This is a genomic window from Nostoc sp. DSM 114160 (assembly GCF_053470305.1).
The window spans coordinates 1,345,922-1,368,832 of record NZ_JBPFGO010000003.1 but is presented as its reverse complement, the minus strand read 5'-3'; the positions used below and the strand labels follow the sequence as shown (position 1 = coordinate 1,368,832).

Below are 22,911 nucleotides of genomic sequence, written 5' to 3'. Positions count from 1 at the left end.
TACGCAAATTGCGTGAGAGGAACTGGAAAAATGAACAGTAATAATTCTGTACCATCACTCCTAGTTAGCAAGGGAGAAATTGTATCAGCTTCCTATAATGACCCAATAATTGCCAGCTATCGCGACAATCCCCTGATCGAAGCGTTACCGCCAATATTATCGGAAGAAGAAGCAATGATACATCTATCCACCTATCCAAGGTATAACGAGGAAGAGCGATCGCTACCAAATCATCTTCGCCTACACTTGGTGCAGAACGCGTTGCAATTTATTGAACCATTACCAATTCATTTGGATTTGGAACAGCGGTTTTCTCGGATGATTAGAGCAGGATATCAAGCTCGAAATCCATTAACAGCAGATTTTTGGAGAAATTTTCAAGAGCGAATAGATGTTTTACGTCCTGAAGGTGTTGCTAAAATTCATCTGCGCTCAACAGCAACTGGCTTCACAATAATTGGTATTAGTGGTATTGGTAAAACCACCGCTATTGAAGCTATTCTAAGACTTTATCCCCAAGTAATTATTCACAGCCATTATCGCGATCGCAATTTCACTTTAAAGCAAATTGTTTGGCTGAAACTTGATTGCCCATTTGATGGTTCAATCAAAGGTTTATGCCTAAACTTTTTTCAAGCTGTTGATGATCTGTTGGAAACAGAATACTACACAAAATATACAAGAGGTAAGCAAACGGTAGATGAGTTGATACCGTATATGGCTCGTGTAGCCTCACTACACTGTATAGGAGTTTTAGTAATTGATGAAATTCAACACCTGAATGAAGCTAAAAGTGGTGGCTATAGGAAAATGCTCAATTTCTTTGTCCAACTTGTAAATACTATTGGCATTCCTGTTGTTCTTGTTGGAACTTACAAAGCCATGTCAATTTTAAGTGGGGAATTCCGTCAAACTCGTCGGGGTACTGGTCAAGGAGATTTGGTTTGGGACAGAATGGCTGAGGATGAAGTATGGGAGTTATTTATAGAATCACTTTGGCGATACCAATACGTTAAAAAACCTTGTGTTCCTAACTCGGATCTTAGTCATGCCTTATATGAAGTAACGCAAGGAATTACGGATTTTGCAGTTAAAGTTTATATGCTCGCGCAAATTAGAGCAATTGCTACAGGAAAAGAAATCATAACTGCAAGTATTATTCGGTCGGTAGCCAAGGACAGTCTCCGTATGGCTCAACCAATTTTAATTGCTTTAAAAACAGGTGATCTACGACTTCTCCAAGGGATTGAAGATATACATCCTATAGATATCAATACTTTCTTAGAAGAAGCTAAAACAAGTACAAAAGTTGTAGGTAAAATCAATTCCTCACTGACAAGTAGTAAAAATTCAGTAAATCATGATATAGATTTTGATGCTGAAGTTCAAAATGTAGATTCTAATAGCTCTGTCAGAGATTTAGTAAAAAAAAATCAAAGCATTCCTAATGTGAGTAAAATTGATACCAAAGAAAAATCAAAGCAAAATTTAAAAAAAATAGACAATAATACTTCTTTGAGGGAAGTTGTTTTTTTAGGACAAAAACAAGGTATTGCTGCTTATGAATCTCTCAAGTTAAATGGCTATATTCTACATTCTGATGAATACTTTTTATAGGAAACAGTAATATGATAGGTTTTTTCCCTGACCCTTATCCAGATGAATTATTTTACAGTATTTGTGCTAGATTTCAAAAAATAGTACAGTATCCAGGTTGTAAAAGTGCTATTGAAGAACTGTTTGGGACGGGTATTCAAACAGTTGGAGTTTTCATACCAAACCATCTTGATAGGCTGATTTCATGCTTACCTAATGGGCATAAATATACAGTTGAACAATTAATTTCAGAACATACACTGCTACCTTTTTTCAGTCCATTTATGGAGCAAGAACGTGTCTTTCTTATTAAAGAAAATATGCGTGGTGACACTGGAAATTTAGCTCAAATGCGTTTGGGAATGTTGAGTACAAAAATTCGCTTCACAGAATGGCTAAATTTTTGCCCCATGTGTGCAGAAGAGGATATAAAACAATTTGGCGAATGCTACTGGCATCGTCTTCACCAATTACCTGGTGTAAAAGTTTGCCACATCCATAAAGTTTTTTTAGAAAATAGCACAGTCAGAACACACAGTAAAAAATTAAGGTATGAGCTTATCCCTGCTGAACAAGTAGTGACGCTAAAACCACCACAATTAATAGATTCATCAAATCCCTCTCACAAAGTTCTTCTTAAAATATCTTATGATGCTGCTTGGTTACTAAATAATTCAGACTTAGTTGGAGGAAAGACATTTATTCAGAATCGTTATCTATATCTTCTCAAAAAAATGAACCTTGCTACTAACAAAATGGTAAGTCATATATATAAACTATTAAATTTTTTTAAAAATTATTATAATTGTGATGTTTTAAAGCTATTAGATTGCGAAATTGCTGAGGTTCAGCAGAATAATTGGCTATTTTGTTTGGTTCGACCAGCAATTAAATGGTCGCAGCCTCCTTTGTATCACCTACTTATGATTCAATTTTTAGGATACACGGCAGAAGAATTTTTTAATCTTACAGAAGAAAAATATAGACCTTTTGGAGAAGGCCCTTGGCCATGCTTAAATTCAGTTAGTCATCATTTTCAAAAACTACAGATTTTAGAAGTTACGTGCAAAGAGAGAAGTAATAAGGTTACTGGCACATTTAGATGTAAAGATTGTGGCTTCATCTATACCAGAATAGGGGCTGATCAATCATTAGAAGACCAATTTAGATTTAATCAAGTAAAATCTTATGGAATAGTATGGGAAGAGGCTCTGAAACAGCTATGGAGTGACCCTACCATAACTTTCAGTGAAATATCACGTAGGCTTGGTGGTGTCAATAGGGAAGTAATTAAACGTAAGGCTGTGTCTTTGGGTCTTTCATTTCCTCGACTAGGCCCACATTCCCAAGTGACGCAGGGAAATAAGCCCACCGTATATGACTCCAAAAATAAACACAAGCTTCTAACAAACAAGCTAGATGTTTCTCCAAGCAAACAGTCATCTTCTCAAATAAAGTATCCAACATCTAATCTGTTTGGAAAAAGCCCTTGGCCATGCCTAAATCCAGTATGTGAACATTTTCAGCAACCGCAGATACAAGATATTACCTTGACTAATAAAAAAGATAAGATTACTGGGATATTCCACTGTATATGTGGTTTTGTTTATACCAAAACTGGATCTGAGCAATCACTAGAAGACAGATTTCGTTTTAACAGAGTGAAATCTTATGGGCCAAAGTGGGAAAATACTTTGAGGCAACTATGGAATGACTCTAGCCTTACTCTATCTGAGATAGCCCGTCAATTAGGAATAGAACACAGCGAAACAGTTAGACGACAGGCTCTTTATTTAGGGCTTTCGTTTCCTAGAAGAGGCCCAGTTTCCAAGGTAATACAGCCAAAAAGAGCTTTGTTATCTAACTTTGAAGATAGTCAAATGTCTACGCTAAATAAGTTGGAAATTTATAGAAATGAATGGTTATCTGCTAGGAGAGATTATCCAGAAGAGGGAAGGAGCTTTCTAAGCAAAAAATTTGGACGAATTTATTCTTGGCTATATAAAAATGACCGACTATGGTTGGTAGACAACTTCCCACCATTGAAAAAAGTTGATAAGTCTATTGCAGCATCTCGGATTGACTGGGAAAGTCGTGATTATCAACTTTTAGAGGCAGTTAAGTTATCAGCATTAAACCTGAAAAATGCTTCTGAACGACCTGTGAGAATAACAAAAACAGCAGTTGCTAATAATCTTGGTGATATGAATTTAAAACAGTGGCTAATTTGTAGTAAAAAAATGCTACTTTCTAAGCTACCACTCACAGCAAAAGCTTTAGACGAAGTAGTTGAAACGAAGGAAAGTTTTTCTATTCGTAAAAATTTTTGGGATGCCAACCGTTTACTATAAAGTGAATGTTACAAAAGTACATTTTTTACGTTAAAAATCCCTTTCAACAGATTTGAAATAACAAGATAAGTAATTAATGCTTGCTTACTTTCCTGATCCATATCCAAATGAGTTATTCTACAGTATCTGCGCTCGATTTCAAGACAGAGTGAGATATCCCAGTCAAAGATCAACAGTTGAGGATTTATTCCAAACGAAAAATGCGATCGCTATCTTCGACTTCCCTAGCAGGCTAAACAGGATTGTTGCAGCCTTACCTCTAAAATCGGGTTATACAGTTGATTATTTCATTAACAATCATACTCTATTACCTTTTTACAGTCCTTTCCTACCACCAGAGCGGAATCAATTAATTCGGGAGGATATGGCTGGTGATAATGGCGCAAAAATCCACACTCGTTTGGGAATTGTCGCGGGATACGTGGAAATGCCTTCTCATCTGCGCTTCTGTCCTTTGTGTGTAGAGGATGATAAAAAGCTTTTTGGTGAATGTTATTGGCATCGCCTTTATCAAGTTCCGGGTGTCGAAGTTTGCCCCACCCACGCAGTGTTTCTGGAGAAAAGTGATGTATTAACCCATAATCGAAGGCGTACCTACGAATTCCTGGCAGCAGAACAGGCAATCAAAATGGTACTTCCTCGTCCAATAGACCCTTTAGAGCCTGTCCACAAAATTTTGTTCAACATTGCCAGAGATATAAAATGGCTTCTCAATGATTGCTATTTTGTGCCAGGATTAGAAGATTTGTATCAAAAATACCTGTCTTTGGTTAAGAAGAGTCCAGAATTAGTGACTTATACGGGTAGAATTCGGGTTCAAGAATTATTGAGACTCTTGAAAAACCACTACCCGGCTAAAGTGTTAGAACTATTTCAATGCCCACTTGATGAGCAGATTCGTGATAATTGGCTTGCTCAGTTAGTCCGCTTTCCTCGAAGAGTTCACCATCCCCTACGCCATTTGCTACTAATTCAGTTTTTAGGATATTCTGCACAAGAATTTTTTGAGTTACAAGAAGCCAATAAGTCCTTTGGTGATGCACCCTGGCCATGTCTGAACCCTGTTTGCCAATATTTTCAACAGTTCAGAATTAAGGAATGTCAAATCACATATAACCAGGATAATCACAAACTCACTGGCATATTTTCTTGTACCTGTGGTTTTGTTTATTGTCGAACTACCCCAGAGCAATCACTAGAGGATCGCTTTCAACTTTCTAGGATTAAAGCTTATGGTTCTGTTTGGGAAGAATCATTAAAACTTTTTTGGTATAACCCATCACTTACTCTTAAAGAGATAGGAAATCGTTTAGGAGTGAGTGTGAAGACAGTTCTTCGTCAAGCAGATAGATTGAAGCTAACTTTTCCCAGACCCTAACACTACGGCAAGAGCAAAAGATATATGCCCATCTCTAAAGTTACGTGCAACAGCTTATGAAGTTGCAACAAATGTGATTGAATCATGCCGTCAAGAATGGCTGGCATTAATAGCAATAAATATAGATTTGGGAAGAACACAATTAAGAAATAAAGTACCAGCAGTTTATGGTCAGTTGTATAAATATGATAGGGATTGGCTGAATGAACATCTACCACCACCGCAAACGAACAACGGTACTCCAGATGTGGATTGGGAGAGTAGAGACATTGAGACAATGGCAGCAGTAAAACTTTCTGCACAGCAATTGAAGGATGATTCTACTCGTCCTATTTGGATTAGTAGAACTGCGATCGCTAATTCCTTAGAACATCCCAATAGTGCCTGGGTGAAAAGACACCTCCAGAGATTGCCTTTAACAGCAAAGTTTTTAGCTGAAGTGACTGAAAATAAGGAAGAGTTTGCGGTAAGAAGGGTGAATTGGGCAGCAGATAGATTTCGTCAAGAACACTTGTGTCCTCAAGAGTGGGAGCTGGTACGTCGTGCTGGGTTACGTCCAGAGATACGAGAGTTACCTTTAGTTCAGGAAGCGATCGCAACTGCTTTGGACTCTTTCAACCTGTAGGGTACAGTTGAGGATGCAGAAGGCAAAATTAAGGTCACGCTTTGAACATAGATCAATACCTCATATACTACATAATCCCATTATTTGCCTTTCCCTTGATCTGAAAGGATTTGTCCTTCATTTTGCGCTTTTTTAATCGCTCTTTTCAGAATTAACACTGCCATTTGAGACAAAGAACGCTCCTCTGCATCTGCTAGTTGTTGCAGAGCTTCTTTGTCTTCTTCTTCCATGTAAAGAGTTACTGTTACTTTTCCCATGTGATTATCATAAGCGCTATTGTGTGTTTTTAAATTAAACGCACATAAACACATAAATTAACACAACACTACATTATATATGCGTATAATTACTTATAAGTCAAAAGCCAGCGATCAACTTTCTCAGAGACGACGCTGGCTTTCGGCCCCCATATCACAGGAGACATTTTCTATGTTAAAGCCTGTTAGCTACAAAACAGATCAAGACAGGGCTTATCAACAAGCTTTAGATGATTTCGGCATCACAGAATTACTGGCAAAACTCAGCAAATACTCCGATGCTGACTTTGATAGCGCTTGGATGCAACTCAAGCAGCAAGAAATAGAAATGTTAGCAGCCATTCTAATTTCTCAGTTAACTAGCAGTATCGATGGTAAATTGATTGCCGATTATCTCAATGTCACCCGGCACAGTAAGCAAGATATAGTCCCTGGATTGATAAATCTCAAATTCCCAGACACATCTATTGAGCTTCCAGCCAATTTTCCTGATGCAGCGAATACACCTAGGTTTTTATATGGCGATCGCTTGCGTTGGCTCACTGCTGAAAGTGATACTGACTGGGGTATTGTCATTGGTAGATTCTATAGCTATGCGCCCCATCATTGCTGTTGGACATGGTGCTACCTAATTTGGTTGAGCAAAGACAGTCCCAGTGCATCTTGGGACATCTGCTGACATTGCCTGGGAAGAGGATTTGGAACCAATCAGCGAGGAAACAAACTTATGAATCCTCATCCATTGAAGCAGCGAGAGCAAGATTTAATTCAACTCTACAGTTACTGTGAGTTGGGAATGACTCCCAAGGAGTTTTACTCCAAGTGGCAGGTAAATTACGAAGAAATTGCTCAAATTTGTTCTCGCTCACTTTCCACTGTTCGGCGCTGGTTTTCTAGGGGACGCAACTACCGCCGCCCGATGCCTACCGATTTACGCCACCTTGCCCTAATGAGCTTTTTGCTTGAACACTTCGAGGAGATTCCCGAAGAACTCTTGAAAAAGCTTTGTTTCCCAGACAAGAGTGAGTAGAACTTAAAACCAATTTCAATATCATTCAGGACTTACGCAACTGGCACAGAGCGATCGCCGCTAGCTAGTACATGAGTATTATTTGAATTTAATTCCGAAAGCCTTGTATTCGTAATAGAGGCAGGTGTATTGGAGGCAAAGCATGAAAGATTCATGAGAAAATAGGTAGAGGTTGTATTAGATAAATGTTGCTTACGGTAATGAAATTTACTAAGCTTGATTACTGCCAATACTTATTAAGTAGTCAGATTAATTATACAATGACTAATTTGGCAGAGCATTTAGAAAGTATTAGCCATGATGCAATTAACTATTATTTAAACAGAGAAAAATTAACACCTCGGTTATTATGGGATAACGTGAAAGAGGTAATTGAACCTGATGCTAATGGTTACATAATATTTGATGATAGCGTTTTAGATAAAAGGTATTCTAAAGAAATAGAAACAGTCAGAAAACAATATAGTGGTAATGAACATGGTGTCCTCAAAGGTATTGGTGTAGTTAGCTGTGTGTATGTCAACCCTACTCTTCAAAAATTTTGGGTAATCGATTACCGCATTTTTAATCCTGATGTCGATGGTAAAACCAAGATAGACCATGTGAAAGACATGCTGCAAAACCTTGTATATCATAAGCTTTTACCATTCGATACTGTTTTGATGGACACATGGTATGCCGTACATAGTTTAATGCTTTATATTGATGCAATCGAGAAAATATATTATTGCCCTTTAAAAAATAATCGGTTAGTTGATGATACATTTGGACAAGACAAATATAAACGTATTGAATTATTAGAATGGAGTCCTGAAGAACTAGACTGTGGTAAGATAATTAAAATTAAAGGGTTCCCAGCTAAGAAAAAAGTGAAACTATTCCGGGTTACTGTTTCTACCAACAGAACGGATTATATCGCCACTAACGATTTATCTCAAAGCTCCACGGATGTTGTACAAGAGGTGTGTAAAATTCGTTGGAAAATCGAGGAGTTTCACCGAGAGATTAAACAACTAACAGGCATTTAATCTTGTCAATGTCGTAAAGCTAGGCTTCAAAGAAATCATATTGCTTGTGCAATGTTGGTTTGGATTAGATTAAAGAATTTAGCCTATCAAACTGGTCAAACTATTTATCAAATCAAGCATAATTTGCTTTCTAATTATTTAATTCAGCAACTAAAACGCCCAAGTATTCTTATGTGCTTGGTTTGAGTTGAATTGTCGCTGGCTAGGGCTGCACCTTACCCCCTTTTTGTGCCAGTTGCGTAAGTCCTGATCATTCTGATATTTTTTGCCAGCCACCATCACAGTAGGCTGGCTTTTGTCTTGGAAAGTACAGATACGACCTGGAGAATTTTATGACTTACTCCGAAAAGCTCAGTCCTTGGTGTGTTATCAGGCTTTTACCCAATATGCAGCACCGGATTTTAGCCCGTTTTCGTCGCCGCAGTGATGCGGAAGCTCATCTACAAGTTTTACACCGACTGATTCCAGGAATGAGTTTTACACTAATTTTCAATGTAGCGTCGGAGAAACAAGACCAAACTACTTTAAATTAGCTATCAGGTATAAAATACTCGTTGCAAAACCCTTCTTCATTTTGTAGATAGGAAGGGTTTTGTGTATGAATAAGCTCTTGGATAGCAAGTTAAGTTAGTAGCGATCGCACTTATACAGCCCCACATACCAGCATCGCAACTGCTTTAGAATCTTTAAAACTGGGTGATTCCTATTAGCAGTTTACCCTACCATCCATTGCCAATGAGGATGAACGGTGCCCAGTAGTAGGGGTGGCTAAGATTACGGGAAATAGATTGTTCACTTTGGCCCAATTTATAATTAACGCTGCTGCGGTTGCTGTCGCTGCCCTGGCTGTTGCTTTTGAGTATAGCGAGTTGCGCTTGACGCAGAGCTTCTGTTTTGGTCATCTGACCTGTAGAAAGATTTTGGTAAAATTCCTGCATTAGTTGGCTAGTACTGCCATCGTTGACGAGCCAGAGTGAGGCAATCACAGCCTTTGCGCCATTGGTGAGAAAGTAAAAACTCATACCAGACATTTCTAAGCCATCAGCATCTACTCCACCCAAAGCGGTTTCGCAAGCAGAAAGTACTACTAAATGGGTGTCTGCCATGTAGTTGCCTAGTGTTTGAATTTTTTCAACGGTTAATTTATCACCGCTACCAGAAAGGAGGTAAGAGTTTTCTGGACGACCAGATTCAAATTTACCGTGGGTAGCTAGATGCAATACTTTATTACCTGTGAGATTGTCTCGTAAAGAGCTAAAAGTAAATTTTTCATTGAGAAACTCTGAGCCAGGGAAAATGCCTTGTTGTGCTTTTCCCGACTGCTGAATGATTGTGGCTAATTCATTGGGGACATTTGATAAAGCATTAAATCCCGGAAAAGCTTTAGAGACTCCCATTGCCAGGACGCGAATTTCTTGCTTGTTGTGGGGTAAGCGATCTTTGACATCTGTTAAGCCTGCATTCAAAATTGTGGAAACTGAATAACGCTCTATTAAATATTGTTGCCCATCGAATAGGGCTGACATTGGAATGTAGCGGGTGGAACGGTCAAGGGAAAAGACTAAATGGCGGACATTTTTATCTTTAATTTCTTTCTCTAAAGGTTGGATTAGCCAGTTATATAATTGTTTACTTGTGGCTTTAACGGCTGTCTCATCTTCAGGGCTAGACAGTTGGGTTCTGAATTGGTTTACCGTTTTCCAGAGTTGCTGTTGGTTGACAGATGTTTCAAAGCTGCGGAAAACCACGCCCTTTTCTCCGCCTCTACTAGCTAGGAGAATCCGAATTTTGTCTTTCAAGACTAGGGGATAAATTAGGACTGTACCTGGTTCAGTCGTGACAATTTTGGCAGCAGTACTGCGGAGTTGTTCGGGTTCGAGGAGTGCGGGGTCTTTGGCAAGTCGGTCTTGGAGGGTTTTACGAAAAGCATTGGTGTCTTGCTGAAATTTTTGGGTTAAGCCATCAAGTTGATCTCGTAGTTTGCTGAGGGTGCTACATTTTTTTTGCTCGCATTCGTAAACCTGTTGCCCAAAGATGATGAGCGTGCCATATTTCTTGAGGATTTCTTCTTCGATACGAGCTAAGGTAATTCCAGAAGTTTCGCCACCTGCTCTAGCATTGCGGGTAAAATCGCGCAATTCTTGGATTTTCAGAAGTTCAAGAACCTGTTGAGCTTCTAGCAGTCGTCCTTGAGAAAGCAACAGGTCAGCTAGACTACGATAGGTATCTGCTACGGTTTGGGTATAGGACTCTTGTTGCTCGCGGGGTAATGTGTGAATGTCGTTGCGGATACTCTCTCGCACATTGACTGATTGCTTGTAGAAGACAATAGCTAATTCTGGTTGCTGCTGGTTTTCTAGTGACGAGCCAATATTACTGAGAGCTATACCCTCGCTTTGGCGGTCTTTAATTTCTCGGGCGATCGCTAAGTGTTGCTCTTCATAGTTAATGGCTTTGGCATAGTTGCCCAAATTGGAGTAAGCAAGTCCCAGATTGCCCAGAGCGGCTCCCTCGCTTTGGCGGTCTTTGATTTCTCGGGCGATCGCTAAACATTGCTCTTCATAGTTAATGGCTTTAGCATAGTTGCCCAAACTGTAGTAAGCATTTCCCAGACTGCCCAGAGCTATACCCTCGCTTTGGCGGTCTTTGATTTCTCGGGCGATCGCTAAGTGTTGCTCTCCATACTCAATGGCTTTAGCATAGTTGCCCAAATTGGAGTAAGCAATTCCCAGATTGCCCAGAGCCTTACCCTCGCTTTGGCGGTCTTTGATTTCTCGGGCGATCGCTAAACATTGCTGTTCATACTCAATGGCTTTAGCATAGTTGCCCAAATTGGAGTAAGCAAGTCCCAGATTGCCCAGAGCGGCTCCCTCGCTTTGGCGGTCTTTAATTTCTCGGGCGATCGCTAAGTATTGCTCTTCATAGTCAATGGCTTTGGCATAGTTGCCCAAATTGGAGTAAGCATTTCCGAGATTGCCCAGAGCGGCTCCCTCGCTTTGGCGGTCTTTGATTTCTCGGGCGAGCGCTAAGTGTTGCTCTCCATACTCAATGGCTTTAGCATAGTTGCCCAAACTGTAGTGAGCATTTCCCAGACTGCCCAGAGCGGCTCCCTCGCTTTGGCGGTCTTTGATTTCTCGGGCGAGCGCTAAGTGTTGCTCTCCATACTCAATGGCTTTAGCATAGTTGCCCAAATTGGAGTAAGCAATTCCCAGATTGCCCAGAGCCTTACCCTCGCTTTGGCGGTCTTTGATTCCTCGGGCGATCGCTAAACATTGCTGTTCATACTCAATGGCTTTAGCATAGTTGCCCAAATGGGAGTAAGCATTTCCGAGATTGCCCAGAGCCTTACCCTCACTTTGGCGGTCTTTGATTTCTCGGGCGATCGCTAAGTGTTGCTGATGATACTCAATGGCTTTAGCATAGTTGCCCAAATGGGAGTAAACAATTCCCAGATTGCCCAGAGCGGCTCCCTCACTTTGGCGGTCTTTGATTTCTCGGGCGATCGCGAAGTGTTGCTGATGATACTCAACGGCTTTAGCATAGTTGCCCAAATAGAAGTAAGCAACTCCCAGACTGCCCAGAGCCTTACCCTCACCTTGGCGGTTTTTGATTTGTTGATAGAGTTTCAGCGCTTGTTGCCAAGACTGGAGTGCTGCCTCGAATTGACTTGTATCAAGCTGCTGAATTCCTTGTTGAAAAAGTTTGTCTGCTTCTGCTTTGCGGTTTTCGCTCGTCTGTGCTTGTGCTGACGTAGAGACTATGTAACTGGTAATTGGTAGCAGGTAGGGAAAAAACACCAGCAGCAAAGGTGGTACGATCCAGATAACCAGTCTTAGGTGCAAAAGCATTACAGTTAAAGTTAGTGATCTTACTCAAGATTTTATCTGCATCGTCTGGTTAGGAGACTGGAGAGCATAGCAATCTTTATGTTCAGATACCGTTTAATTAGTTGCTTGGGATTCGAGAGAGTGAAGTATGTCTTTCATTAAGCGTCGTCAGTTTCTACAATCGCTATGTGCATCCCTGACAATTGTGGGTATCAATCAACTGGATATGCAGCAAGCGGCTTGGAATTACGGCAAGGTTCTCGCGCAGGATACACGCCGTAAAAGGGCGCTGTTGGTGGGCATTAATGACTACCCTGGAACTAGCGCCCAAGACTTAAAAACACAAGGATTGTGGTATCAGTTAAAGGGGGCTGTAACTGATGTGGAACTTCAGCGAGAATTGTTGATTCATCGCTTTGGGTTTCATCCAGATGATATTCTCGTGTTGAGCGATCGCCAAGCAACTCGTCAAAATATTCTAGATAAATTTGAGCAGCACCTAATTCAATGGGTCAAGTCGCCAGATGATGTAGTTGTCTTTCACTACTCAGGACATGGCTCGAATGTTATTGATCCCAATCAGGTGTTCCCAGATAAACTGAACGGAACCATTGTCCCGTTTGACGCAGATTTACCTGATGGCTATCCCCAGAAAGGTGGTGAAGTTAATGATATTAGTGCTGGTACAATCTTTCTGCTACGGGAAGCACTTGGTCGCAAAACTAAAAACGCTACGTTCATTCTCGATAGTTGCTACTCAGGCGGTGGAGTGCGCGGGAATTTAATTATCAGGTCGCGTCCTGGTCATGTAGAATTGCGAGGCGATACCCAAACCACGCAATTAGAATCAAGTCCACAGGAACTAGATTATCAGCAACGCTGGCTCAAAGACCTGGATATCTCCAAAGAAAAATGGATTGAGGGACGTAGAAAAAATCTTGTCAACGGTGCAGCCATCTTTGCCGCACAGCGTAATCAAGAAGCGGCTGATACAGCCTTTGCTCCCGATGTTCATGCAGGTGTGTTTACTTATGCGCTGACTCGACAGCTTTGGCAGCTAACCAGCAATCAGGCGATGGGTAAAGTAGTTATTGCTGCTGCTGCAAAAACTGAGCAATTTCTCAAGACTATGCAAAATTCTCGCGTGCAAAAGCCGGGTATTGAGGTAAAATCTGGCAGCAGTGACGATCAGCAGCCGATGTATTTTGCCCCAATGCAGAAACCAGCAGCAGAGGCTGTGATTACTGAAGTCAAGGGAAATGCTGTGAAGCTGCTGCTAACTGGTGCAGAACCTCAAGTTTTGGAAGCTTTGGGTAAAGGAGCAATCTTTACTGTTGTAGACGATCGCGGAGAAGCACAAGGTACTGTAAAAATTGAGTCACGCGATCGCCTGAATGCAACTGGTTTACTTCAAACTAAGTCGGCGGTCAAAATCACACCGGGAACTGCCTTGCAAGAACAAATACGGGCAATTCCTAGTAATCTCAAACTACGCATTGGGTTAGATAAATCACTCGATAGTGAAGAAACAAAACAGGCATTGCGATCGCTTCCACGGATTGAAGTAGTACCTTTGCTAGAGCAGGAAGTACATTACATCTTGGGTAGAATGCTACCAGTTTACCGTCAGCAGTTGGAGAAAAGAGCGATCGCCTATGGCGGGCGTTTCGCGAACGCAGATTTACCACCTGTAAATAGTGTTGGTTTGTTCTCAGTGGGATTTGAGCCGATTCCTGGTTCATTTGGGGCAACAGATGAAAATATTAATGAAGCAGTCAATCGGCTACAGACGAAATTTAAGTTATTGTTAGCAGCCCGACTGATAAAACTAACACTCAATACCAGTTCATCTCGGTTAAACGTTGTTGCTAGTCTTGCGGGTGCCAACACTCAGTCTTTGCTGGCACAGTCGTTTACAGTACGTGGGAGTAAAAGCGCATCTCCAACAATTCCGCTAAAGGTAAAATCTCAAACTCAGTCGATTGCTCAGATTGAGGTTGAGAAACCTGTACAAATCTCCGTTGAAAATAGAGAAAATCGTGATTTGCATATTGGAGTATTAATCTTTAGTCCTGATGGGGATATTGATATTTTGTTTCCCTTGAGTGATGGCAATAATGCTGCACTTGTTTCAGCAGAGGAGACACTTCAAATCCCAAGTGAAGCAGAAATGAAAACAGGAAGAATGTTGTCTTTTCGTAAACCTTTGGGGATTGTAGAGGTGTTGATTGTGGCGAGTACAGCACCAATTGACAAAGCATTGAAACCTCTACAGGCATTGATAATGGAACAAAGGAGCGAAAAAAGAAGTAGTAATCTGGTGGCTGAAAAAGCAGAAGATGCAGTAGCTAGTTTACTAGATGACCTTGCTAGCGGGACTCGCGGTGAAACAAAAACAAATATTCGTCAGTTTGATGTTCAACAGATGGCGGCGTTATCAGTTACCTTTGAAATCATTGACAAACCAAGGAATTAAATAATAATCCAAGAGGAATGTAGACGCAAAGAGGCTTCCCGTACAATACGCTTGGCTTTGTGGAAATTTATCTGTTAAGGCAGGCAGGGGGAGCAGGGCTACCGTGTATACACAAGTCCACCCAGAGCGAGTTTCCAGCCAAGAAAGATGGATTCAAATTGTCTTAAACCATGAATAAGGGTAGGCATTCCAGGAGGTCTTTGACAGGTATAACCAGACCAACCACCAAGTCGAGCAATTATCCAAGTAGCCCAAGGCAAACAACACTTTGGATAAGGATTTTGCAGTTTTTTGGTATCGCCTTCCACAGAAGTTTGAATTTGAGATAAGCATTGCTGCTGCTGTTCACAAAAGGTCAGCTCGGCAGAAAGTTGAGTATTATCGCGTCCTTCAACCATTTGTAAGGTTCGCACAGCTACGGACAAAGCCAGGATTGTCAGGCGTTGAATAGCGATCGCAGACTCTAGTTGAGTTGCTTCTAAATTCAATCCCGCTTTTTTGAGAGTGGCGAAAAGTTGTTCAATCTTCCATCGCCATCCATACCACTGAATCATTCGCAGCGCTTGTTCCAAGCAAACAACTTCGTGTGTGGTCAGTAACCGCCAATGAATCGGTTCTTGTCCTGTGGGTGGTTGAACTTCCAGTGCTTCCACAGCAAAAAGGTTAACGCTAGGAGGATAGCCAAAAACGCTTAATTTATCGGGTCGTTGAATCTCAACTCGTCCACAACGAACAATAAGCATTGCAACTCTTGCTAACCGCTTTCGTCATGGGTCTGCGGGTACGTTAATGATATAAGTACCTTCACATGGCTGCTGACTCAAATACTCGAATAGTGATTGAGACTGTCCTAACAATCGACGGTCTTGACAAGCTCGGATTAGCAAATGATTGTTTTTGTTAGGTACGGTTGCAAATTCCTCAAATAGATCGGATTCGCGTAGGCGTAGCCCGCCGTAGGCATCGCCAATATGAGTTACCATTTTTGCTCCACCTACTTCAAAGCATCGCTGACTACCCTGTGCCGATGCTAACCATTTGTAAGATTCTTTCTCTTCTATTGGTAAACTTTGATAGTCTCGCTGATGTTTATCTGCATGGTTTGTGGCTCGGTTCCACAGTTTTACAGTGCTTAACCCCAGTGGAAATCCACTTTCACCATCTAATACCAATGTTGGATGGATATAAAATCCTACATCTGTGTTATTCCCTACTACTCCTAATCCTGACGGTGACAGCCTAAGAGCATGAGACTGCAAGTTGATTTCGCTACTATCGCTGATTGCCAATACGTGCCGTTGTGCCACCCGCGTCTGGCAATCATCCGAAAGGCTACGTATTAGTTCTGATAGTGTGACGTTTTCATTCTCCAAAAACCGATAATAGCCCATCTGTTCTGCCCAATTTCGACTTATTTGCCGGATATTTATCGATTGATGCTGACGATCGCCTCATATAATGCTGCCCCCTTTTTATCAACCTGGGGTCTCCAAATGCCGTTCCTGGTATCGTCGCAGCGTGAATTAAGATGGGATTATCCATTGTTTTTGCTTCTCAAAAATCCTCTGCACCTACTTTACTCCCACTTGTGTATACACGGTAGCCTTTTTAAGGGGGGTTAGGGGGGAGCTAAAAGTGCCTAAAATTACAGCCAATCACTTTTAAAACATCCTCTAAGGAGTCTTTGATACTCGCGAACGAGCCTTTGATATTCGTGAATGAGCCTTTGATATTCATGAACGAGCCTTTGATATTCATGAACGAGCCTTTGATATTCGTGAACGAGCCTTTGATATTCATGAACGAGCCTTTGATATTCGTGAACGAGCCTTTGATATTCGTGAACGAGTCTTTGATACTCGTGAATGAGTCTTTGATACTCATTAATCAGCGCTCAAAACGGATTGAAAGGGCTAATATCACAAGGCAGAAGCCAAAAGCCAAAAGATTTGTACAGAAATTACGCAAAAACTGTCAAAAAATCTACAGTATCCAGCCCTGTTACTTCCATCGTCAAGAATTAAGCAGTATCTCAACTTTATGATTGCTAATTGCGATATGCTAAAAGCAAAATATTCTAGTAATTCCCCCAATTTAAATTGTAATGTCCTTGCGAGTCAGACTAGTAAGGTTGCTCATACCACCGTTGTTAGTGCTGATTCCCTCACTGCTGCCGATTCCCGGTGAGTTTCTCTCTATTACAACACAAGCACAGACCAGTCAAGACCCCAAAGCAGAAGCAGACGGGCTTTTGGAGCAAGGAAATCAGCAATTTCAACGTAGCCAGTACAAAGCTGCGATCCATTCTTGGCAACAGGCATTAGCAATTTATCAAGAACTTAGAGATCGCAATGGCGAAGCTAGCTCGCTGGGTAGTCTGGGCAATGCTTACAGATCCCTAGGGCAATATGCCAAAGCCATCGAGTTCTACCAGCAGTCTCTGGTGATTTCTCGCGATATCGGCGATCGCAATGGCGAAGCTAGCTCGCTGGGTAGTCTGGGCAATGCTTACAGATCCCTAGGGCAATATGCCAAAGCCATCGAGTTCTACCAGCAGTCTCTGGTGATTTCTCGCGATATCGGCGATCGCAATGGCGAAGCTAGCTCGCTGGGTAGTCTGGGCAATGCTTACAGATCCCTAGGGCAATATGCCAAAGCCATCGAGTTCTACCAGCAGTCTCTGGTGATTTCTCGCGATATCGGCGATCGCAATGGCGAAGCTAGCTCGCTGGGTAGTCTGGGCAATGCTTACAGATCCCTAGGGCAATATGCCAAAGCCATCGAGTTCTACCAGCAGTCTCTGGTGATTTCTCGCGATATCGGCGATCGCAATGGCGAAGCTAGCTCGCTGGGTAGTCTGGGCAATGCTTACAGTTCCCTAGGGCAATATGCCAAAGCCATCGAGTTCTACCAGCAGTCTCTGGTGATTAAACGCGATATCGGCGATCGCAATGGCGAAGCTAACTCGCTGAATAATCTAGGCAATGCTTACAGTTCCCTAGGGCAATATGCCAAAGCCATCGAGTTCTACCAGCAGTCTCTGGTGATTTCTCGCGATATCGGCGATCGCAATGGCGAAGCTAACTCGCTGAATAATCTAGGCAATGCTTACAGTTCCCTAGGGCAATATGCCAAAGCCATCGAGTTCTACCAGCAGTCTCTGGTGATTTCTCGCGATATCGGCGATCGCAATGGCGAAGCTAACTCGCTGAATAATCTAGGCATTGCTTACAGATCCCTAGGGCAATATGCCAAAGCCATCGAGTTCTACCAGCAGTCTCTGGTGATTTCTCGCGATATCGGCGATCGCAATGGCGAAGCTAACTCGCTGAATAATCTAGGCAATGCTTACAGTTCCCTAGGGCAATATGCCAAAGCCATCGAGTTCTACCAGCAGTCTCTGGTGATTAAACGCGATATCGGCGATCGCAATGGCGAAGCTAGCTCGCTGGGTAGTCTGGGCAATGCTTACAGTTCCCTAGGGCAATATGCCAAAGCCATCGAGTTCTACCAGCAGTCTCTGGTGATTTCTCGCGATATCGGCGATCGTGAAGGAGAAGGTGGTTCCCTAGCTAACATTGCCTTAACACTAGAAAAACAGAAGCAATCAGAATTAGCCATTATCTTCTACAAACAATCGGTGAATGTGCGTGAAAGTATCCGGCAAGATATCCGCACATTACCCCGGGAGCAGCAAGAGTCATATACTCAAACTGTGGCAGATACTTATCGCAGTCTCGCTGACTTGTTGCTTTCCCAAGGACGAGTTCTCGAAGCCCAACAAGTCTTAGAACTATTAAAAATCCAGGAACTGCGGGACTATACCAGAGATACTAGAGCAGGCGGTGAAACTCAGGGAAGTCCCTTAACTCCAGTGGAATCCCGTGTAGTTCCGCCCTTCAATAATCTGGTGAATCTGGGGCTAAAACTAACTGAATGCGAACGCAAACCCCCCTATTGCCCAGAACGCGACCGACTGCGAGCTTTACGAGATCAAGCCAATGCAGAATTTAATAAAGAAGCTGACAAACTCAGAGCTTTAGCCAAGCAACAACGCCAAAGAGATCCGGCTCAGATTCAGCAAGAGGAACTCACAGTTGCAGCCCAAAAAATAGTTCAATCCCAACCGAAGACGGTGTTAATTTATCCCTTGGTGCTGGAAGATAAACTCTGGCTGGTTTGGGGTACTCAAGCCGGGAAACAGGGGGTTGTTTTTAATAGCAAACTTGTACCTGTAGGACGCAAAGAACTGGCTACAACAGTCGTAGAGTTTCGGCAATTGCTGGAACAGCCAGGGGATGTCAAAGAATTACAAAAAGTCAGCCAAAAACTTTACCAATGGCTAATTGCACCATTACGAGACGAGTTAGACACTAATAATATTCAGAATTTGGTGTTTTCCCTTGACCGTTCCACCCGCTACATCCCAATGGCTGCTCTGTTTGACGGGAAAAAATATTTAATTGAATCCTTCAATACTTCTACTATTTTGACTGCGGGGTTAACTGACACAAGCGATCGACTTTCACCTCAAATTGATAACGATCCTGTACTGGCTTTAGGGTTATCTGAGCAGGTTGGCAACTTCAATTCACTCCCCAATGTTAAAGATGAAATTAATGGCATCATCCGCACTCAGAGCAATCCCAATGGGATTTATCCAGGTTTGTCCCTAATCAACAAAGATTTTACTAAAGATGCTTTTAAGTATTTGATCGATCATCGGATTTTGCATATTGCTACCCATGCTCAATTTATCTCTCAAAACCCAGAAGATTCTTTTCTACTTTTGGGAGATGGTAATTCCTTTAAGATTCCCGAAGTGAAAAACTTAACTGATTTAGGGGGAATTCATTTAGTCGTGCTATCTGCTTGTGAAACGGCGCGGGGTGGAGAAGATAAAGAAGGCATTGAGGTATCTGGACTGAGCTACTACTTTCTTACCAGTGGCGCTAAATCTGTGATTGCTTCTCTGTGGCTAGTTAATGATACCAGTACCAGCGAATTAATGCGATATTTTTATCAAAATCTCGCCACTGGCAAGATAACCAAAACAGAAGCTCTACGGGAAGCACAACTCACCATGATTGCAGGTAAGAACCAAAATAGCGACACCAAAGACCGAAGCAGTGTGAGATTGACACCAGGTAATAGCGGACAAGCTGCAACCATTTCCCGTAATCTCAGCCATCCCTACTACTGGGCACCGTTTATTCTCATTGGCAATGGATTGTGAAAAAATTTATTCTCTCAAACAAGCTCTATTAAACATATTAAAAAATGTAATTTTTTGTTTACTGATTTTGTGTAAGTAATACCAAATTATTGTAAAGCTGCATAAATCTATTAAAGGCTGCAAGGTTTGTGAGGCAAGAGTTTTAGCTTTCTCATTCTATGTAACTTCAGACAGAATTGGTATAAAGCCAATAAGTAATTAATGGTATGATCACCTGTATGCTATGTAAATTTAGAGAAAAATTGAGTTAAAAATGCCACCAGAAGATTCTTTGCTAGAAAGCAAAACTAGAGCCGATCAGCTATTTTCAGAGGGCACTACCAGTTTTCATAATAAGGATTATGAAGCTGCAATATCTTCCTATCAAGAAGCACTAACTATTTTTAAGAAACTTGAACTTCAGCGAGACATAGGACTTGTACTTAATGCAATAGGTTTGTCATTTTATAAGTTAAAGTTATATTCTAATGCTCAAAAAGCTTTTGAAGACGCGTTAATTATTTTTAGGTCTAAAGAAACTAGAGATATTGATCAAGAGGGAAGAGAGCTAAATAATCTAGGAATCAATTACGATGCAATCGGTAATTTTGCCAAAGCCCAGGAAAACTATAAATTAGCTCTAAAAATCTTTGAAGAAACTAAGAATAAAGTTGAAAAAGCAAGAGTTATTAATAATCATAGCTACAGTAGATACCTTGAGGAAGATTATGATTCCGCTTATAAAATGCTTCCTAATGCTTTTGACTTATTTTGTAAGGCCAAAGAAATTAGAGGGATGGAGATTGCTAGTAGTAATTTAATCAATACAGTTAGCCGGCTAGCTAATAAAAAACCTGAGCGGGCCGATGGTAATCATGATACATCACCTCCACCTTCAAACAATTATTAAATAATCAATATAACAAATAATTATATAAAATTTGCTGCAATTTAAGCAGTATATTGCCGAACTTTTTAGGCTATATGTATGGCTTTTTATAGTAAATGTCATCATTTATATCGATTTAGTATAACTATTGTAATAATCTTATTGAGTGCCTTTCGGAATGAAGCAGTATATTCTCTGCCTATCCTTGCAAGAAATCAAAGTTTGCAAGAATGGGTTATTAAAACCAGAGCCGAACAATTAGTTAATCAAGGAGACCAGCAATATAAGAATGGCAAATATGAAGCAGCCATTAATATTTATAAACAAGTTTTGATAATATTTTATCAAATTAATGATCGTAAAGGGATAGGCTTAACCTATAGTAGGTTAGGTCGTACTTATTACAAGTTAAATAAAAAATATAGAGATGGAAGAGATGCAATTATTGCCTACAAAGAAGCTATAAAAATTTTCCAAGAACTAGGAGAAAAGACGCTAGAAGCCAATCAATTGAATAATTTAGGTATTACCTACGATTCTTTAGGACGCTACCCCGCAGCTTTATCAGCATATAACAAAGCGCTAATTATATTTAAGCAATTAAACAACTTAGTTGAATTAGGTAAAATACTCGATAATATGAGTTATACCTATTACAACTTAGGAAAGTATGCTGATGCTTTAAAGAAATATGAGGCTGTTTTAGAAATTCGTCGGACTTTAAAGGATAAAAGAGGGGAGGGTATCACCTTACAAGGCATTGGCAATATTTATTTAGAATTAGGACGATATTCTGATTCTCTGGAATATTATCAACAATCCGTGGTTGCTTTAAAAAATATTAATGAACCTGAACTCCAAGGATTTTCTGTAAGTGGAATTGGGTATGTTTATGCCCAACAAGGTTTACATACTAAAGCTTTAGAATTTTATCAACAGGCTTTAACTTTATATCGCCAAGCTGTTAGTAGCCAAGAAGAAGGACATACCCTAAATGCTATGGGTGATGCTTATCTAGCTTTGCAAAACTGTGAAAAAAGTTTTGATTTATTAAATCAAGCCTTACAAATTTCCCGTGTAATTGGTGACCGTCAATATGAAGGTAGAAATTTAAATAGTTTAGGTAATTTTTATAAAGTCAAAAACAATTTTAGCAAGTCTTTAGAATTATATCAGCAAGCTTTGGCTATTAGTCAGGAAATTGGCGATCGCACAAGTGAGCGAATTACTTTAAGCGCGATTGGTGATTTGCTCACCCAACGTAAACCAGAACTTGCTATTATTTTTTACAAACAAGCTGTGAACGTCACAGAAAGTATTCGTCGAGACATACAAACTCTGCCCCGTGAGCATCAAGAATCCTATACACAAACCGTTGCTAATACCTATCGCCAACTAGCTGATTTACTCTTAAAACAAGGCCGGGTACTAGAAGCACAAAAAGTTTTAGACCTACTCAAAATACAAGAACTACAAGACTACTTGCACAATGTAAGAGGTAGTCAAGAGAGCATTAGAGGCATAGAAAACTTACCATTAGAACAGCAGATTTTAGAAAAATATGGAGAAATTCAAAAACGAGCTATTGAGATTGGTAAAGAATTAACCCAACTGCATCAGATTCCCGACGAGAAACGTACACCAGCACAGCAGCAAAGAATTGAAAAATTATCTTATATTGAACAAGACATTAATAAACAGTTTAATCAGTTTATCGAAAGTAGAGAAGTTAATACATTGCTTGGCAAGCTAAACCAGGCTACTCGTAGGCAAAATTTAGATTTGGCAGACTTGACAGATACCCGCAATGAACTGGCACAAATTCCCAACGCAGTGTTACTGTATCCGTTTATTGCCGAAGATCGATTAGAGCTAATTTTGACAACACCCGATACACCTCCTTTGCGACGAACAGTGAAAGTGACTCGCAGCGAACTCAATCAAGCGATCGCAGAGTTCCGCAACAAAGTTGAAAATAAAGATATTGATGTCAAATCAATTGCTCACAAGCTTTATAATTGGTTAATTAAGCCATTAGAGTCAGATTTAGAAGCAGCAGACGCTAAAACTATTATTTACGCCCCAGATGCTCAACTGCGCTATCTTCCCTTAGCAGCATTGTATGACGGCAAGCAATGGCTAGTAGAAAGATTTGCCGTTAACTCCATTAGAGCTAATTTGTAAACTCAAGTAAAGTACTTGTCTTGCAAGGATTTCAGGAATTTGAGTCAAAAAAATA

At 40.8% G+C, this 22,911-nt stretch carries 14 protein-coding genes and 2 pseudogenes; 12 read left to right on the top strand and 4 right to left on the bottom strand.

The genetic code is table 11. The features are described from left to right. Nucleotides 1-30: 30 nt before the first annotated feature. The 4 genes from NSTCB13_RS31370 (at nucleotide 31) to NSTCB13_RS31355 (ending at nucleotide 5,950) form a co-directional block, all read left to right on the top strand. Nucleotides 31-1,617 (top strand): ATP-binding protein, encoded by a 1,587-nt coding sequence (locus NSTCB13_RS31370; RefSeq protein WP_448274939.1) that lies wholly within the window; start codon nucleotides 31-33, stop codon nucleotides 1,615-1,617. An 11-nt stretch (nucleotides 1,618-1,628) separates the two neighbouring features. After that, entirely contained in the window at nucleotides 1,629-3,947 is a 2,319-nt protein-coding gene (locus tag NSTCB13_RS31365) for a TnsD family Tn7-like transposition protein (RefSeq protein WP_448274937.1), read from the top strand. Between the two features lie 76 nt (nucleotides 3,948-4,023). Then, nucleotides 4,024-5,325 (top strand): TnsD family Tn7-like transposition protein, encoded by a 1,302-nt coding sequence (locus NSTCB13_RS31360; RefSeq protein ID WP_448274935.1) that lies wholly within the window; start codon nucleotides 4,024-4,026, stop codon nucleotides 5,323-5,325. A gap of 73 nt (nucleotides 5,326-5,398) precedes the next feature. After that, nucleotides 5,399-5,950: a TnsD family Tn7-like transposition protein gene (locus NSTCB13_RS31355; protein WP_448274933.1), complete on the top strand. Its 552-nt coding sequence runs from the start codon at nucleotides 5,399-5,401 to the stop codon at nucleotides 5,948-5,950. 80 nt (nucleotides 5,951-6,030) lie between these two features. Here the strand turns inward: NSTCB13_RS31355 and NSTCB13_RS31350 are convergent, their stop codons facing one another. Next, nucleotides 6,031-6,207, bottom strand: coding sequence for a ribbon-helix-helix domain-containing protein (locus tag NSTCB13_RS31350; protein ID WP_322711771.1), 177 nt, complete (start codon nucleotides 6,205-6,207; stop codon nucleotides 6,031-6,033). 79 nt (nucleotides 6,208-6,286) lie between these two features. Between NSTCB13_RS31350 and NSTCB13_RS31345 the strand changes: the two genes are divergently transcribed. Both NSTCB13_RS31345 and NSTCB13_RS31340 read left to right on the top strand, forming a co-directional pair. Continuing rightward, a complete protein-coding gene (locus NSTCB13_RS31345; protein WP_448274932.1) occupies nucleotides 6,287-6,886 on the top strand; it encodes a hypothetical protein in 600 nt (199 codons plus the stop codon). Between the two features lie 48 nt (nucleotides 6,887-6,934). Next, entirely contained in the window at nucleotides 6,935-7,237 is a 303-nt protein-coding gene (locus NSTCB13_RS31340) for a helix-turn-helix domain-containing protein (RefSeq protein ID WP_448274930.1), read from the top strand. 32 nt (nucleotides 7,238-7,269) lie between these two features. On the opposite strand, the gene NSTCB13_RS31335 is transcribed toward NSTCB13_RS31340, so the two are convergent. Beyond that, on the bottom strand, nucleotides 7,270-7,467 hold the full coding sequence (locus NSTCB13_RS31335) for a hypothetical protein (protein ID WP_448273232.1): 198 nt from the start codon (nucleotides 7,465-7,467) through the stop codon (nucleotides 7,270-7,272). Here NSTCB13_RS31335 and NSTCB13_RS31330 point away from each other — a divergent pair. Then, a pseudogene (locus NSTCB13_RS31330) lies at nucleotides 7,438-8,451 on the top strand (IS701 family transposase). The gene NSTCB13_RS31335 and the pseudogene NSTCB13_RS31330 overlap by 30 nt on opposite strands. A gap of 146 nt (nucleotides 8,452-8,597) precedes the next feature. Beyond that, on the top strand, nucleotides 8,598-8,798 hold the full coding sequence (locus NSTCB13_RS31325; RefSeq protein WP_448274929.1) for a hypothetical protein: 201 nt from the start codon (nucleotides 8,598-8,600) through the stop codon (nucleotides 8,796-8,798). A gap of 186 nt (nucleotides 8,799-8,984) precedes the next feature. Here the strand turns inward: NSTCB13_RS31325 and NSTCB13_RS31320 are convergent, their stop codons facing one another. Then, nucleotides 8,985-12,113, bottom strand: coding sequence for a CHAT domain-containing protein (locus NSTCB13_RS31320; protein ID WP_448274928.1), 3,129 nt, complete (start codon nucleotides 12,111-12,113; stop codon nucleotides 8,985-8,987). A 127-nt stretch (nucleotides 12,114-12,240) separates the two neighbouring features. Between NSTCB13_RS31320 and NSTCB13_RS31315 the strand changes: the two genes are divergently transcribed. Further along, on the top strand, nucleotides 12,241-14,568 hold the full coding sequence (locus NSTCB13_RS31315; RefSeq protein WP_448274926.1) for a caspase family protein: 2,328 nt from the start codon (nucleotides 12,241-12,243) through the stop codon (nucleotides 14,566-14,568). A gap of 98 nt (nucleotides 14,569-14,666) precedes the next feature. Here NSTCB13_RS31315 and NSTCB13_RS31310 read toward each other — a convergent pair. Then, a pseudogene (locus NSTCB13_RS31310) lies at nucleotides 14,667-15,959 on the bottom strand (IS4 family transposase). 713 nt (nucleotides 15,960-16,672) lie between these two features. Between NSTCB13_RS31310 and NSTCB13_RS31305 the strand changes: the two are divergent. The 3 genes from NSTCB13_RS31305 to NSTCB13_RS31295 all read left to right on the top strand — a co-directional run bounded on the left by NSTCB13_RS31305 (nucleotide 16,673) and on the right by NSTCB13_RS31295 (nucleotide 22,856). Beyond that, the gene (locus NSTCB13_RS31305) at nucleotides 16,673-19,804 is read left to right on the top strand and encodes a CHAT domain-containing protein (protein WP_448274924.1); all 3,132 of its coding nucleotides are present in this window, start codon (nucleotides 16,673-16,675) and stop codon (nucleotides 19,802-19,804) included. A gap of 253 nt (nucleotides 19,805-20,057) precedes the next feature. Then, on the top strand, nucleotides 20,058-20,693 hold the full coding sequence (locus tag NSTCB13_RS31300) for a tetratricopeptide repeat protein (protein WP_448274922.1): 636 nt from the start codon (nucleotides 20,058-20,060) through the stop codon (nucleotides 20,691-20,693). Between the two features lie 141 nt (nucleotides 20,694-20,834). After that, a complete protein-coding gene (locus tag NSTCB13_RS31295; RefSeq protein WP_448274920.1) occupies nucleotides 20,835-22,856 on the top strand; it encodes a tetratricopeptide repeat protein in 2,022 nt (673 codons plus the stop codon). Nucleotides 22,857-22,911: the final 55 nt, after the last annotated feature.

Excerpts from the sequence above, each read along its gene's own strand:
- NSTCB13_RS31370 (WP_448274939.1), top strand. The coding sequence starts at position 31 with ATGAACAGTAATAATTCTGTACCATCACTCCTAGTTAGCAAGGGAGAA.
- NSTCB13_RS31365 (WP_448274937.1), top strand. The coding sequence starts at position 1,629 with ATGATAGGTTTTTTCCCTGACCCTTATCCAGATGAATTATTTTACAGT.
- NSTCB13_RS31360 (WP_448274935.1), top strand. The coding sequence starts at position 4,024 with ATGCTTGCTTACTTTCCTGATCCATATCCAAATGAGTTATTCTACAGT.
- NSTCB13_RS31350 (WP_322711771.1), bottom strand. The coding sequence starts at position 6,207 with ATGGGAAAAGTAACAGTAACTCTTTACATGGAAGAAGAAGACAAAGAA.
- NSTCB13_RS31345 (WP_448274932.1), top strand. The coding sequence starts at position 6,287 with ATGCGTATAATTACTTATAAGTCAAAAGCCAGCGATCAACTTTCTCAG.
- NSTCB13_RS31340 (WP_448274930.1), top strand. The coding sequence starts at position 6,935 with ATGAATCCTCATCCATTGAAGCAGCGAGAGCAAGATTTAATTCAACTC.
- NSTCB13_RS31325 (WP_448274929.1), top strand. The coding sequence starts at position 8,598 with ATGACTTACTCCGAAAAGCTCAGTCCTTGGTGTGTTATCAGGCTTTTA.
- NSTCB13_RS31320 (WP_448274928.1), bottom strand. The coding sequence starts at position 12,113 with ATGCTTTTGCACCTAAGACTGGTTATCTGGATCGTACCACCTTTGCTG.
- NSTCB13_RS31315 (WP_448274926.1), top strand. The coding sequence starts at position 12,241 with ATGTCTTTCATTAAGCGTCGTCAGTTTCTACAATCGCTATGTGCATCC.
- NSTCB13_RS31305 (WP_448274924.1), top strand. The coding sequence starts at position 16,673 with ATGTCCTTGCGAGTCAGACTAGTAAGGTTGCTCATACCACCGTTGTTA.
- NSTCB13_RS31300 (WP_448274922.1), top strand. The coding sequence starts at position 20,058 with ATGCCACCAGAAGATTCTTTGCTAGAAAGCAAAACTAGAGCCGATCAG.